The sequence below is a fragment of the Streptomyces nitrosporeus genome (assembly GCF_008704555.1).
Classification (GTDB): Bacteria; Actinomycetota; Actinomycetes; order Streptomycetales; family Streptomycetaceae; genus Streptomyces; species Streptomyces nitrosporeus.
In genome coordinates this window covers 885,844-899,173 of record NZ_CP023702.1, presented here as the reverse complement: position 1 = coordinate 899,173, position 13,330 = coordinate 885,844, and the positions used below count along the sequence as shown (strand labels likewise).

The window sequence follows — 13,330 nt, the reverse complement described above, 5'->3', positions numbered from 1 at the left end:
AGGCCGGCGCCGGCCGAGGGCTGATGTCGGATTTCCGCCAGCCCGGCACCGGGGCGGTGCCCGATGCTTGGACCATGCACACCGACACCGAGCGCTGCGTGCGGGCCGTCCGGTCGAAGGACGCCCGTTTCGACGGCTGGTTCTTCACCGCGGTCCTGACCACCGGGGTCTACTGCCGGCCCAGCTGCCCCGTCGTACCGCCGAAGGCCGGGAACATGACCTTCTACCCCAGCGCCGCCGCCTGCCAGCTGGCCGGATTCCGGGCCTGCAAGCGGTGCAGACCCGACACCAGCCCCGGTTCCCCGCGGTGGAACGCCCGCGCCGACTCCGTCGCCCGCGCGATGCGCCTCATCCAGGACGGAATCGTCGACCGCGAGGGGGTGACCGGCCTCGCCACCCGGCTCGGCTACTCCGCCCGGCAGATCGAACGCCAGCTCCTCGCCGAACTCGGCGCCGGCCCGCTGGCACTGGCCCGCTCACAACGTGCCCAGACCGCCCGGGTCCTCATCGAGACGACCGCCCTGCCCATGGCCGACATCGCCTTCGCGGCCGGTTTCTCCTCCGTCCGCACCTTCAACGAGACCGTCCGCGCGGTCTTCGCCCTGGCCCCCGGGGAGCTGAGAGCCCGCGCGGCGCGCGGCACCGAAGGCCCCGACACCCCCGGAGTGATCACGCTGCGGCTGCCCTACCGGGCACCGCTCAACCCCACCAACCTCTTCGGGCACCTCGCCGCGACCGCCGTCCCCGGTGTCGAGGAATGGCGGGAAGGCGCCTACCGCCGCACCCTCGCCCTCCCGCACGGCCACGGCATCGTGGCGCTTTCCCCGCGCCCCGGCCACATCGCCTGCCGGCTCTCCCTCACCGACCCGCGCGACCTCACCCAGGCCATCAGCCGCTGCCGCAGGCTGCTCGACCTCGACGCCGACCCGGTCGCCGTCGACGAGCAGCTGCGCGCCGACCCGCTGCTCGCCCCCCTCGTCGACGCAGGACCGGGACGCCGGGTGCCGCGCACCGTGGACGCCGCGGAGTTCGCCGTACGCGCGGTGCTCGGCCAGCAGGTCTCCACCGCGGCGGCCCGCACCCACGCCGCCCGGCTGGTCACCGCGCACGGAGTGCCCGTCGAGGACCCCGAGGGAGGGCTGACCCACCTCTTCCCCACCCCCGCGGCGCTGGCCGGCCTCGACCCCGAAACGCTCGCCCTGCCGCGCGCCCGGCGCACCACCCTGACCACCCTGGCCGGCGCGCTCGCGGACGGATCGCTGGAACTGGGGGAGGGCACCGACTGGGACGAGGCCAGAAGCCGGCTCCACGCCCTGCCCGGCTTCGGCCCCTGGACCGTCGAGGCCATCGCCATGCGCTCCCTCGGCGACCCGGACGCCTTCCTCCCCACCGACCTCGGCATCCGCCGCGCCGCCCGGACGCTGGGACTCCCGGCGACCCCCGCGGCCCTCACCGCACGTGCCGCGCACTGGCGTCCCTGGCGCGCCTACGCCGTGCAGTACCTGTGGACCGTCGACGACCACCCCATCAACCACCTGCCCGCATGAGGAACCGCGCCATGTCAGCCACACACACGCCCGGTCGGCGGCACACCGTCGTCGACAGCCCCTACGGACCGCTCACCCTGGTCGCCTCCGACGGCGTACTCGCCGGTCTGTACATGACCGGACAGCGCCACCGCCCGGACGAGGAGACCTTCGGGGAGGAGGACCCGCGGCCCTTCGGTGAGACCGCCCGCCAGCTGGACGCCTACTTCGCGGGCGAACTGACCGAGTTCGACCTGCCGTTGCACCTGGACGGCACACCGTTCCAGCGCGCCGTGTGGGCCGAACTGCTGCGCATCCCGTACGGGGAGACCCGCTCGTACGGCGAACTCGCCCGGACGCTCGGCAGCCCGGGCGCCTCCCGCGCGGTGGGCCTGGCCAACGGCAGGAACCCGGTCGGGATCATCGTGCCCTGCCACCGGGTCCTCGGAGCCTCGGGCGGCCTCACCGGATACGGCGGCGGGCTGGACCGCAAACAGCGCCTCCTCGCCTTCGAGCGGGGCGAGGAGGACGCTGTGCCGGCGCTGTTCTGAGGCCCGCCGCCGGGGCGGGTCAGCCCGTGAAGATCTCGACGGCCGACCAGAGGGCCAGCGCCAGCATGCACAGCCCGCCGATCCGCTGCACCGTCTTCAGCGGCACCCGCTTGGCGATGAAACGCCCTGCCAGCAGCGCCAGCGCCGACACCGACATCAGGGCGGCGGCCGCGCCGATCGCCGTGGACCAGGCGTCGTTGCTCGCGGCGAGGTTCGCGGTGGTGATCTGCGTGAGGTCGCCCCACTCACTGATGAACACCGCCGTGAACGCCGTCGAGAAGACCGGCCAGAAGCCGGTCACGGGCCGGATCTCGGCGTCCTCCTCGTCGTCCCCGCCGCTGCCGCGCAGCAGCATGAAGGCACCGAAGGCGAAGAGGAGGGCCGAGACCAGCTTCACGGTCCAGTCGGGCAGCAGACCGATCAGTCCACCCGCCCCGACCGCGATGGCCACGTGCACGATGAACGCGGCCGACGTACCGAACCACACGTAGAGCGGGCGCATACGGGTGCCCATGGCCAGCGAGGCGAACATCGTCTTGTCGGGGAGCTCCGCGAGGAAGATCAACCCGAAGGCGGTGAGGATCGCCAGGAGGTCGAGATGCATTCCGGGTGGCTTTCTGTGAGAGCCGGGCCCCGGGCCTTCCGCGAAGTGCTTGTCGGGCTTCTCCGGAGGACCACTCGGCCCGGCATGACCGCAGCACCCGCGGGGTGCGGGTGTGTCATACCTGACCGAAGGTCTCGCCCGCCCGCCATGGACCGGCGGGCCCGGCCACCGGGAACCCGGGGGTTCCAGTGTGTCGACGACCGGTTTGCGGGGCTACTCCCCTTCGCGACCGACCACTTTACCCCACCTGGGCAGGGAAACCGCGAGGGGAGGCACCCGGTACAGTCCCACGGTGATCGTCCGTCCCGTCCCCGGGGAGTCCGTATGAGCCGCCGTTCGCCACGGGCCGCGCCCGCTCCCGGCCCGTCCCGGCCCACCGTCAGCGTCTGCCGCGGCTGCTGCTGCGGTACGCCGAAGATCCCCGGCGTGGACCACGCCGGGCAGCTGGCGGGACTGCGCCGGGCGGCGGGGGACGGGGCCACCGTGCGTGCCGTGGACTGCCTCGACGCCTGCGAGCACGGCAACGTGATCGTCGTGCAGCCCTCGGCGGAGGGACGCCGCGCCGGGGGCCGGCCGGTCTGGCTGGGCCTGGTCAACGACCCGGACGCCGTCACCGACATCGCCGCCTGGGCGCGGGAGGGCGGCCCGGGCCTGGCGGAGCCTCCCGCGATCCTGGAGCTGTACGCGTTCACCCCTTCACGGCGGATCCGGGAAGGGCTCGAAGAACACGGGAGAGGCTGACCCGCGACCGGGCCCGCCCGCACGGCGGCGAAGGCCGGCGGCCGGCCCGTGAGGTCTCCCTACAATGCCGCCATGACGACCTCCGGGGCGCAACAGCCGCTGATACGTGTCCTGTACGACGAGTCCCGCGAAGACTTCGGCCGACCGGACCGGCCGCGTCCCGTCCGTGTCTACCTGTGGGAGCCGGACCAGGTGCCGGCCGGGCCCGCCCCGCTGGTCGTCGTCTCGCACGGGACCGGGGGATCGGGCAGCGGGATGGAGTGGCTGGCGCGTCCGCTGCGCGGGGCGGGGTTCCGGGTCGCGGCCCTGGACCACCACGGCAACAACTTCGTCGACGGTTACGAGCCGGAGGGCTTCCTCCACGTGTGGGAGCGGCCCCGGGACGTGACCTTCGCACTCGACACGCTGGCCCGTGAGCGGCCGCTGGGCCCGGTCGGCGTGGCGGGCTTCTCCCTCGGCGGGTACACGGCGGCGGCGCTCGCCGGGGCCCGGGTCGATCCGCGGATCATGCGGGCCGTGCTGACGGGCGCGGTGCCGGTTCCGGAGATCCCCGAATTCCCCGGGGTCCTGGAGGCCCTGCGGAAGAAGTACCCGCCGGACGGGGCGTCGCGGGGTGTGCCGGACACCGCCGCGGCCGCCGACCTGACGGACCCCCGGGTGCGAGCGGTCTTCCAAGTGGCCCCGGCGGTCGGCGGATTCGTGACCCCGGAGAGCCTGGCGGCCGTGCGGATACCGGTGGACATCCGCTGGGGCGGAGCGGACACGGTCACCCCGTTCGAAGCCGACACCGCGCCGTACCTGCGGCACATCCCTACGGCGACCGGCAGCTCGGCGGGCCCGGACGTCCGCCACGACGACTTCTTCGCACCCCAGCCCGCCGACCCGGAGGTGCGCTTCAGGGTCGGTGAGGAGGCGGCCGCCTTCTTCCTCCGGCACCTCGGCCGGTCCGCGTCCGCCGTGTGAGCCGCACGCCAGGCCCGCACGGTCCGGCCCGCACGGCCCGGGCGTGCGGGCCTGGCGCCGCTCCCGGCCGGGCCCTCAGCCCCGGGACTCCCCGGCGATCCGTGCCAGCAGGGCGGGCAGCGCCGTCCCGATGGGCTCGCGGATCGTCTCCTCGGCCAGCGCGTCGTACGGAGTGGGCTCGGCGTTCACCACGATCAGCCGGGCGCCGTGCTCCACCGCGGTCCCGGCCAGCGACGCGGCGGGCTGCACCTGGAGCGTCGTACCCACGGCGACGAACACCTCGCACGCCTTGGTGATCGCCGTCGCGTCGGCCAGCACCCGGGGGTCGAGGCGCTCGCCGAACATCACCGTCGCCGCCTTCAGGATCCCCCCGCAGCCCGTGCACGCCGGATCCGCCTCGCCCGCCTCGACGCGTGCCAGCGCGTCGGCCATCGAGGACCGGGCGCGGCACCGGGTGCACACCACCCGGTGGGCGGTGCCGTGGAGTTCGACCACCTTGCGGGCGCTCAGCCCGCCCGCCTGGTGCAGCCCGTCGATGTTCTGGGTGATCACCCGCACCGGGGTCCCGGACGCCTCCAGCGCGGCCACCGCCCGGTGGGCGGCGTTCGGCTCCGCGGCCCGCGCCGCGAGGGCGCGGCGCATCAGCCAGGAACGACGGCGGATCTCCGGATCGGCCATGTAGAAGTCGTAGGTGACGAGCTTCTCCGCCTCCGGGTCCTGCCGCCACAGGCCCTGGGGCCCGCGGTAGTCGGGGATGCCGGAATCCGTGGAGATACCGGCGCCGCTGAGGATCGCGACGAGAGTCATGGGCCGAGCCTACGGACGGCCCGGACCCACGGCGATGACTTTTCCGCCGGGACCCCATAGGGTCCGGCCATGGCCGAGGTCAAGGTAAGTCTGGACGCGGAACTCGTCGTCGAGGTCATGGTGCTCGCGGGCGTGGGCAACCCTCAGGACGCCGTCGAACTCGTCGTACGCGACTACATCGCGCGCGGCCACCGCACGGAGGCACGGGCCGCCGAACGGGACGACGCGCGCAGGGAGGCCGGTGACAGGCCGCAGGAGCCCCAGGGCTGAACCCCCGGCCCGGGGACGGGGACGCCGTGTCCTTTGGGCCTGGGGCCGTCACCCCGCGGCCGGGGCGCCGTCCTCCAGCTCGACCGTTCCCGTACCCGTGTCCAGCACCCGCAGCGCCGCCTCGACGCGCGGCCCGAGCTGCCCCGGCAGGTACCCGCCGAGGTCGGCCCGTTCCACCAGCCGCCAGGAGAGCAGTTCCTCCTCCTGGAGCCGGATCGCGCCGATCTGCTCCGGGGTCAGCACCCCGCCGTCGTAGACGTACGCGGCGATCGGCGGGCGCCCGGTGCCGCGCGACCAGTCCACGGCGAGCAGCCGGCCGGGCGCCAGATCGAGGCCGATCTCCTCCGCGGTCTCCCGGCGGGCGGCCTGCCGGGGACCTTCGCCGGTGTCGGACTCCACCGTGCCGCCGGGCAGCGCCCAGCCGTCCCGGTAGTTCGGTTCGACGAGCAGGACCCGGCCCCCGGCGTCCCGGAAGAGCGAGGCCGCGCCGGCCAGCACCCGGGGTAGTCCGGCGATGTAGGTGGCGTAGTCGGTGGTGGTCACAGGGGCCAGGGTAACGGCCCGTCGAGGGCGGGGCCGTGAGCCGGGTCCCGGCCGGCCATGGGCAGACGGGGGGTGGTGCGGATAGGGTCGGGGCGGCGCGACTGCCTGTTCGATAGCAAGGGATGCAAGGTGACGGACGGAGCAGTGTTGGAGACCGCCCACGTGCTCGTGGCGGCGGACAAGTTCAAGGGCTCGCTCACGGCCGTACAGGTCGCGGAGCGGGTGACGGCCGGGCTGCGGCGCGTCGTACCGGGGGTGCGGGTGACGGCCCTGCCCGTCGCGGACGGCGGGGACGGCACGGTGGCGGCGGCGGTGGCCGCCGGATTCGAGCGGCGGGAGACGCGGGTGACGGGCCCGCTGGGCACCCCGGTCACCGCCGCGTACGCGGTGCGCGGGGACACGGCCGTGGTGGAGATGGCCGAGGCATCGGGCCTCCAGCACCTGCCCGCGGGGGAGTTCGCCCCGCTCACGGCGACCACCCACGGCTCGGGCGAACTGCTGAGGGCCGCGCTCGACGCGGGCGCCCGGACCATCGTGTTCGGGGTCGGCGGCAGTGCCACGACCGACGGCGGCGCGGGCATGCTGACCGCGCTGGGGGCCCGGCTCCTGGACGCGGACGGCGAGCCGGTCGGTCCGGGGGGCGGCGGACTCGCGGCCCTGGCCGAGGCCGACCTCTCGGGTCTCGACCCCAGGATCGCGGACATCGACCTGATCCTGGCCAGTGACGTCGACAACCCGCTGACGGGTCCCAAGGGCGCCCCCGAGGTCTACGGGCGGCAGAAGGGCGCCACCGAGGACGACATCGCGGTCCTGGACGCGGCGCTCGCCCACTACGCGTCCGTGCTCGGCCCCGAGCAGGCCCGCCTGCCCGGCGCGGGCGCCGCCGGCGGCATCGGCTACGGGGCGCTGGTCGCCCTGGACGCGCGTTTCCGGCCGGGCATCGACGTCATGCTCGACGTGCTGGGCTTCGCCCCGGCGCTGGCCCGGGCCACCCTCGTCGTCACCGGGGAGGGCTCGCTCGACGAACAGACCCTGCACGGCAAGGCGCCCGCGGGTGTCGCCGCGGCGGCACGCGCGGCGGGCGTGGAGGCCGTCGCGGTCTGCGGGCGCCTCGCCCTGCCGCCGAAGGCCCTGGACGGGGCCGGGATCCGGCGGGCCTACGCCCTGACCGAACTGGAACCCGACCCGGCCCTCTGCATGGCCCAGGCCGGGCCCCTGCTGGAACGCGCGGCCGAGTCGATCGCCCGCGACTTCCTGCTCTGACACCCGGCCGAAACCGCCGGACAGCCGGGACCGACGCCCCGGCAGGAACGTCCTGACGCCGTGAGGGGACCTGGCAAGGGTTCCCTCACGGCTGCGGTGCCCTGAGCCGGAACGCGTCCAACGCCAGCATCGTCTCGGCCAGTTCACGCGGACGTGACAGCGAACGCGACGTCAGGTGCTCCAGCCGCCGCAACCGGTTCAGCACCGTGTTCCGGTGGCAGTACAGCCGTCCCGCCGCCCGCCCCGCCGACCCCCCGCACTCCAGCCACGCCTCCAGCGTCCGCACCAGCAGGGCCCGGTCGGCCGGCTCCAGGGCGAGCAGCGGCCCGAAGACATCCGTCAGCAGTCGCGCCGACAGCTCCGGCTGGCCCGCCACCAGGGCGGTCTGCCACCGCTCCTCCAGGCGTACGACGCCGGCCGTACCGGCGGGGCAGGTCGCCAGGGCCGTCTCCGCCAGACGGCGGGCCGCGGCCAGCCCCGCCAGGCCGTCCGCGACCGGGCCGATACCGCCCCGCGCACCCGGGCACCACCGCGCCAGCAGCGGGCCGAGCCCGTCCGGTTCCCGGTCACCCAGCGCCACGACGACCGTCTCACGGTCGCCCCGCACCCGCCGCAGGAACCGCATGCCGTCCTCATCGGCGGCCCGCCCCTCCGCCGTGCCGCCACCGCCCGTCCGCAGGACCGCCACCGCGTAACGGCCCCGCTCGGGCAAGGCCAGTACGGCCGCCGCCCGAGCCGTGAGACCCGGCACCGGCCGGCCCTCCAGCAGGGCGTCGAGCAGTTCCCCGGCCCGCTCGTCACTACGCCGTCGCATGGGTGCGCTCCGTTCCGCGGCCGAGCCGCTCGTCGCCGGTGACGATGCCACCGGCCGGCCCGGCGGCGGCAGCCGATCACCCCCCTCTGTGCAGGTGCACAACCCGGCCCTTCGAACACTGGTCACCCGCAGCGAGTGCGCCGCGGGCCGTGGACGCGCGGTGTGCCCCACTGCTGGTCTGTGGCACCACGACGTGGCACCACAACGACCAGTCGGAAGGAGGAGGACGCATGGCAACGCTAGAGATCCGCGACCTGTCCGTGGGCTACGGCCCGGTACGGGCACTGCGCGACGTCTCCGTCGACGTGCCGGCCGGCGCGATCACCGCGGTACTCGGTGGCAACGGCGCCGGCAAGACCACGCTGCTGCGGGCCGTATCGCGGACCCTCGGCTTCCACCGCGGCACGGGCACGGGCACCATCCGCTTCGACGGACAGCCCCTCGACGGGCTGCGGCCCGCCCAGGTGGTGGCGGCCGGAGTGATCCAGGTCCCCGAAGGGCGGCAGGTGTTCGCCCGGATGACCGTGGCCGACAACCTGCGCGCCGGCGCGCTCGGGGCGCGGGGCGGGCGCAGGAGTACCGCCGCGGCCCTGGACCGTGTCCATGAGCTGTTCCCGGTGCTCGCCCAGCGCGCGCACCAGCGGGCCGGGCTGCTGTCCGGGGGCGAGCAGCAGATGCTCGCCATGGGCCGGGCCCTGATGGCGGGCCCGCGCCTGCTCCTGCTCGACGAACCGTCCCTGGGCCTCGCCCCGCTGATGGCGGCGAAGATCGCCGAGACGGTCCAGGAGATCAACGCGGGCGGCACCTCCGTGATGCTCGTCGAGCAGAACGCCGCCATCGCGCTGCGGCTGGCGACCACCGCGTACGTCCTGGACGTCGGCGAGGTCGCCCTCTCGGGACCCGCGGACGAACTCGCCGCCTCCGACGAGGTGCGCCGCCGCTACCTCGGCGTGGTCGACGAGACGGCCGCCGCCGAGGCGGACGAGGCCGTCTCCGCCCCCTCCCGCTCCCTGAGCAGGTGGTCCGCGTGAGCACCGCCCCCACCGCACCGGAACCGCTCACGGTGCGCGACGTGACCGTGCGCTTCGCCGGGCTCACCGCCCTGGACGCGGTCTCCTTCACCGTCGAACCGGGCAGCGTGCACGCCGTCATCGGCCCCAACGGCGCCGGCAAGTCCACCACCTTCAACGTGCTCTCCGGGGTCTACCGGGCGACCTCCGGCAGCGTCCGCCTGGGGACCACCGAGCTCACCGGCCTCGCCCCGCACAAGATCGCCGGGCTCGGCGTGGCCCGTACCTTCCAGAACCTGGCACTGCCCCCGCAGGCCACCGTCGCCGAGTCCCTGATGCTGGGACGGCACCGCCTGACCCGGGCCGGCTTCGTCGCCGCCGGACTGCGGCTGCCCTCGGCCGCGCGGGAGGCCCGGGCGCACCGTGAACGGGTCCGGGAGATCGCCGGGTTCATCGGCCTGGACGCGGAGCTGGAGAAGCCCGCCGGGATCCTCCCGTACGGCAAGCAGAAGCTGGTGGAGCTGGGCCGGGCGCTCTGCATGGAGCCGCAGGTGCTGCTCCTGGACGAACCCATCGCCGGGATGACGGCCGACGAGCGCCGCCGCGTCGCCGCCGTCGTCGCGGACGTACGCGACAGCCTCGGCATCTCCATCGTGCTGGTCGAGCACGACATGGGTGTGGTGATGAAGCTCGCGGACGCGGTGACCGTACTCGACTTCGGACGCAGGATCGCCGGCGGGACCCCCGCCGAGGTCCAGAACGATCCGGCCGTCGTCCAGGCCTACTTGGGGACACAGGAATGACCACCTTCATCGAACTGCTCCTCGGCGGACTCGCCATCGGGTCGGTCTACGCACTGATCGCGCTCGGCTTCGTCGTCATCTTCAAGGCCACCGAGGTCGTCAACTTCGCCCACGCCTCCCTGCTGCTGGCGGGCGGTTACGTCACCGCCGTGCTCCACGACGACATCGGTTTCTGGCCCGCGCTCGGCGTCGGCATCGCGGGCGCCGCGGTCGTCGGGTCCGCCGTCGAGTTCTTCGTGATGCGCCGCTACCGGGGCAGCGACCACAGCGTCCTGGCCATCGTCACCATCGGCGTCGACATCCTCATCACCACCGAACTCACCCGGCAGATGGGCACCGAGGTCCTCTCGCTGGGAGACCCGTGGGGCGACGGCGTCGTCACCGTCGGCGGGGTCACCCTCGCCGAGACCCGGATCGCCGCGTTCGTCACCGCCGGACTGCTCATCACCCTCTTCCTGCTCGCGTTCCGCTACACCTCCTGGGGCGTGTCGATGCGGGCCGCCGCGGAGAACCCGCAGACCGCGGCGCTGATGGGGATCAGACTCGGCCGGGTCTCGCTGTCCGCCTGGGCCGTCGCCGGGGCGCTGGCCGCCGTCGCGGCCCTCTTCCTCACCGTCTTCCCCACCCCGGGTCTGGAACGGGCCACCTCCTTCGCGGCGCTCAAGGCGTTCCCCGCCGCGATCCTCGGCGGCCTCGACTCGACGACCGGCGCGCTGGTCGGCGGTCTCATCGTCGGGGTCACCGAGTCCCTCGCCACCGGCTACCAGAGCGACATGTCCTTCCTCGGCCGCGGCATCGGCGACCTCGCGCCCTACCTCGTGATGCTCGTCGTCCTGCTCATCAGGCCCGCGGGACTCTTCGGTACGAAGGAGCTCGCCCGTGTCTGAGGCCACCACCCCGAAGACCACCGCCCCCGAGGCCGCCACCCCGAAGGCCGCCGCCCGCCCGGCCGGACCGCTCGCGGCCGGCCTGCGACGGCCCCGTACCTACCTCTGGCTCGCCGGAGCCGTCCTCCTCCTGCTCCTGCCGTTCTACCTGGACCGCTTCTGGCTCCAGGCCGGACTCTTCGCGATGGCCGCCGCCATCGGCGCGATCGGGCTCAACCTGCTCACCGGCAGCACCGGCCAGCTCTCCATGGGGCACGCCTTCTTCCTCGCCGTCGGCGCGTACGGCTACTGCTTCCTGGCGGGGGAGAGCAGTTCGGAGAACGGGCACGAGATCAGCGGACTCGGCCTGCCGGCCTGGCTCGCCGCGATCCTCGCGGTCGCTCTCGCCGGCGCGGCGGGCGGAGTGTTCAGCCCCATCGCGGGCCGGCTGCGCGGGGCGTACCTGGGCATCGCCACCCTCGCGCTGATCTTCATCGGCCAGCACGTCCTCTTCAACGCGGAACCGCTCACCGGCGGCTTCAACGGCCGTGAGGTGCCGCCGTTCTCGCTGTTCGGCCTCACCTTCGACGACACCGAGGTGATCGTCGCCGCGGTGCCCTTCCAGTCCTCCGAGAAACTCTGGTACCTGGCGCTGGCCGCCCTCGCCGTCAGCGGGTTCTTCGCCCGGGGCGTCCTGCGCGGCAGGCCCGGCCGGGCGCTCAACGCCATCCGCGACCACCGGATCGCCGCCGGCGTGATGGGCGTCCCGGTGGCCCGCTACCGCAGCGGGGTGTTCGTCCTGTCCTCCATGTACGCCGGCCTCGCGGGCGTCCTGCTCGCCCTGGTGTTCCAGCGGACCGTCCCGGAGTACTTCGGCATGGTCCTGTCCCTCGAATACCTCGCCATGATCGTCATCGGCGGGCTCGGCAGCGTCGCGGGAGCCGTCGTCGGCGCCGCGTTCGTCTCGCTGCTCCCGCAGGTGCTGACCCACTACAGCGACTCCCTCCCCCTGGTATCGGCCCCCGGCACGGGCGGCATCGCACCGGGTGAGGCGTCCCGCTATCTGTACGGCGCCGCGGTGGTCGCGGTGGTCCTGTTCCTGCCCGGCGGCCTTACGCGCCTGCGTGCGAAGAAATCAGGGGAGAAGAAATGAAACTGCGTGTCTACGGAGCGGTCCTCGCGACCCTCGCCCTCGCGGTGGCGGGATGCAGCGGGAAGGCGAAGACGACGGACGACGGTGCCGCCGACAAGAGCGGGGTGAAGACCGGGGAGGGCGTCACCGACGCGAAGATCACCCTGGGCGCGCTCACCGACATGACCGGTGTCTACGCCTCCCTGGGCAAGAGCGTCACCCAGGCCCAGCAGCTGTGGGTCAAGCAGACCAACGCGGCGGGCGGGATCTGCGACCGGCAGATCGAGCTGACGGTCCGTGACCACGGCTACGACCCGCAGAAGGCCGTCGCCGCCTACACCGAGCTGGAACCCGACGTGCTGGGCTTCCCCCAGTTCATCGGCTCCCCGTTCGTCTCCGCCGTCGAGAAGCGCATCGACGGCCAGGACAAGGGCATCGTCCTGCCGCAGGCATGGTCGGCGAACCTGCTCGGCTCCAAGTACGTCCGGATGATCGGTGCCACCTACGACGTCGAGACGATCAACCTGATCGACTACCTCCTCGCCGAGAAGCGCATCGCCAAGGGCGACAAGATCGGTCACGTGTACTTCGAGGGCGACTACGGCGAGAACGCCCTGGCCGGTTCCAGGCACGCGGCGAAGGAGGCCGGACTCACCGTCGTCGAGCAGAAGATCAAGCCGACCGACAACGACATGACCGCGCAGGTCTCCGCCCTCAAGCAGGCCGGTGTCAAGGCGGTCGTCATCAGCGCGGGTCCCCGCCAGGCGGCCTCGCTGGTCGGGGTCGCCGCGGCCACCGGGTTCGACGTCCCCGTCGTCGGCAACAACTCCGCGTACGCCCCGCAGCTCCTGGCCACCCAGGCGGGCCCCGCCCTCCAGAAGGACTACTACGTCGGCGCCTCCACGCTCCCCATCGGGGACGCGGCGAAGGGCCCGGCCGCGCTCGCCGAGGCGTACGGCGCCGAGTACCCGAAGGACGGCCTGGACAACGGCGTCATCGCCGGCTACAACGCCGCCTCCGTGTTCGGCGAGGCGCTGAAGAAGGCCTGCGCGTCCAAGGACCTCACCCGTGACGGGGTCGACAAGGCCCTCCTCACCATCAAGGACTTCGGCGCCGACTTCGGGATGGCCCATGACTTCACCGACCCGGCTGCCCCGTCCACCCGGCAGACCGTGATCATGAAGCCGGATGCCAAGACGCCCGGCGGGCTCAAGGTGGTCCGCGAGGCCCAGGTGGCCCCGGCCGCGGAGTCGTTCACGACGGCTCCCTGACCCCCACCCGGCCGATGACGGGCCCGGCCGCCGCGGCCGGGCCCGTTCCGGTGTCCGGAGCCCTCCCGGGACGCCGCTCCACCCGCCGCCGCGCCGCCCCGGGCCCCTTCGCGTGCCACCGGCGTGAGCCGGCGCCGCGGACCGGCCGTGTCACCGGCCGGCGCGC

Annotated in this window: 15 protein-coding genes; 11 read left to right on the top strand and 4 right to left on the bottom strand. The window is 73.8% G+C overall.

Annotated features, from left to right (window positions below; genetic code table 11):
- The first annotated feature begins 74 nt into the window (after positions 1-74).
- Positions 75-1,547 carry an AlkA N-terminal domain-containing protein gene (locus CP967_RS04030; RefSeq protein WP_150486604.1) on the top strand — a complete coding sequence of 491 codons (1,473 nt, stop codon included), beginning with the start codon at positions 75-77 and terminating at the stop codon, positions 1,545-1,547.
- A gap of 11 nt (positions 1,548-1,558) precedes the next feature.
- A complete protein-coding gene (locus CP967_RS04025; protein ID WP_150486603.1) occupies positions 1,559-2,077 on the top strand; it encodes a methylated-DNA--[protein]-cysteine S-methyltransferase in 519 nt (172 codons plus the stop codon).
- Positions 2,078-2,096: 19 nt separating this feature from the next.
- Here the strand turns inward: CP967_RS04025 and CP967_RS04020 are convergent, their stop codons facing one another.
- A complete protein-coding gene (locus CP967_RS04020; RefSeq protein WP_150486602.1) occupies positions 2,097-2,681 on the bottom strand; it encodes a TMEM165/GDT1 family protein in 585 nt (194 codons plus the stop codon).
- Between the two features lie 324 nt (positions 2,682-3,005).
- On the opposite strand from CP967_RS04020, the gene CP967_RS04015 reads away from it, so the two are divergent.
- Both CP967_RS04015 and CP967_RS04010 read left to right on the top strand, forming a co-directional pair.
- On the top strand, positions 3,006-3,422 hold the full coding sequence (locus CP967_RS04015) for a (2Fe-2S) ferredoxin domain-containing protein (protein ID WP_150486601.1): 417 nt from the start codon (positions 3,006-3,008) through the stop codon (positions 3,420-3,422).
- A gap of 72 nt (positions 3,423-3,494) precedes the next feature.
- Positions 3,495-4,385 carry an alpha/beta hydrolase family protein gene (locus CP967_RS04010; RefSeq protein ID WP_150486600.1) on the top strand — a complete coding sequence of 297 codons (891 nt, stop codon included), beginning with the start codon at positions 3,495-3,497 and terminating at the stop codon, positions 4,383-4,385.
- A 75-nt stretch (positions 4,386-4,460) separates the two neighbouring features.
- Here the strand turns inward: CP967_RS04010 and CP967_RS04005 are convergent, their stop codons facing one another.
- Positions 4,461-5,192, bottom strand: a complete 732-nt coding sequence (locus CP967_RS04005; protein WP_150486599.1) for an SIR2 family NAD-dependent protein deacylase — start codon at positions 5,190-5,192, stop codon at positions 4,461-4,463.
- Positions 5,193-5,261: 69 nt separating this feature from the next.
- Here CP967_RS04005 and CP967_RS04000 point away from each other — a divergent pair, with 69 nt between their 5' ends.
- The gene (locus CP967_RS04000; protein ID WP_150486598.1) at positions 5,262-5,462 is read left to right on the top strand and encodes a DUF1378 family protein; all 201 of its coding nucleotides are present in this window, start codon (positions 5,262-5,264) and stop codon (positions 5,460-5,462) included.
- A 48-nt stretch (positions 5,463-5,510) separates the two neighbouring features.
- Here CP967_RS04000 and CP967_RS03995 read toward each other — a convergent pair whose 3' ends face one another.
- Positions 5,511-6,005, bottom strand: a complete 495-nt coding sequence (locus CP967_RS03995; protein WP_150486597.1) for an NUDIX domain-containing protein — start codon at positions 6,003-6,005, stop codon at positions 5,511-5,513.
- Positions 6,006-6,152: 147 nt separating this feature from the next.
- Between CP967_RS03995 and CP967_RS03990 the strand changes: the two genes are divergently transcribed.
- Positions 6,153-7,268, top strand: coding sequence for a glycerate kinase (locus CP967_RS03990; RefSeq protein WP_150491687.1), 1,116 nt, complete (start codon positions 6,153-6,155; stop codon positions 7,266-7,268).
- Between the two features lie 85 nt (positions 7,269-7,353).
- Here the strand turns inward: CP967_RS03990 and CP967_RS03985 are convergent, their stop codons facing one another.
- Entirely contained in the window at positions 7,354-8,082 is a 729-nt protein-coding gene (locus CP967_RS03985; RefSeq protein ID WP_150486596.1) for a PucR family transcriptional regulator, read from the bottom strand.
- Positions 8,083-8,312: 230 nt separating this feature from the next.
- Here CP967_RS03985 and CP967_RS03980 point away from each other — a divergent pair, with 230 nt between their 5' ends.
- From CP967_RS03980 to CP967_RS03960, 5 genes are read left to right on the top strand one after another with little or no spacing between them, the layout of a single operon-like run.
- The gene (locus tag CP967_RS03980; protein WP_150486595.1) at positions 8,313-9,113 is read left to right on the top strand and encodes an ABC transporter ATP-binding protein; all 801 of its coding nucleotides are present in this window, start codon (positions 8,313-8,315) and stop codon (positions 9,111-9,113) included.
- Positions 9,101-9,895 (top strand): ABC transporter ATP-binding protein, encoded by a 795-nt coding sequence (locus CP967_RS03975; protein WP_150486594.1) that lies wholly within the window; start codon positions 9,101-9,103, stop codon positions 9,893-9,895. The genes CP967_RS03980 and CP967_RS03975 overlap by 13 nt, the downstream gene beginning before the upstream one ends.
- The gene (locus CP967_RS03970) at positions 9,892-10,782 is read left to right on the top strand and encodes a branched-chain amino acid ABC transporter permease (protein ID WP_150486593.1); all 891 of its coding nucleotides are present in this window, start codon (positions 9,892-9,894) and stop codon (positions 10,780-10,782) included. Before CP967_RS03975 ends, CP967_RS03970 begins: the two co-directional genes overlap by 4 nt.
- On the top strand, positions 10,775-11,914 hold the full coding sequence (locus tag CP967_RS03965; RefSeq protein ID WP_150486592.1) for a branched-chain amino acid ABC transporter permease: 1,140 nt from the start codon (positions 10,775-10,777) through the stop codon (positions 11,912-11,914). Before CP967_RS03970 ends, CP967_RS03965 begins: the two co-directional genes overlap by 8 nt.
- Positions 11,911-13,164, top strand: coding sequence for an ABC transporter substrate-binding protein (locus CP967_RS03960; RefSeq protein WP_150486591.1), 1,254 nt, complete (start codon positions 11,911-11,913; stop codon positions 13,162-13,164). Before CP967_RS03965 ends, CP967_RS03960 begins: the two co-directional genes overlap by 4 nt.
- Positions 13,165-13,330 lie beyond the last annotated feature (166 nt).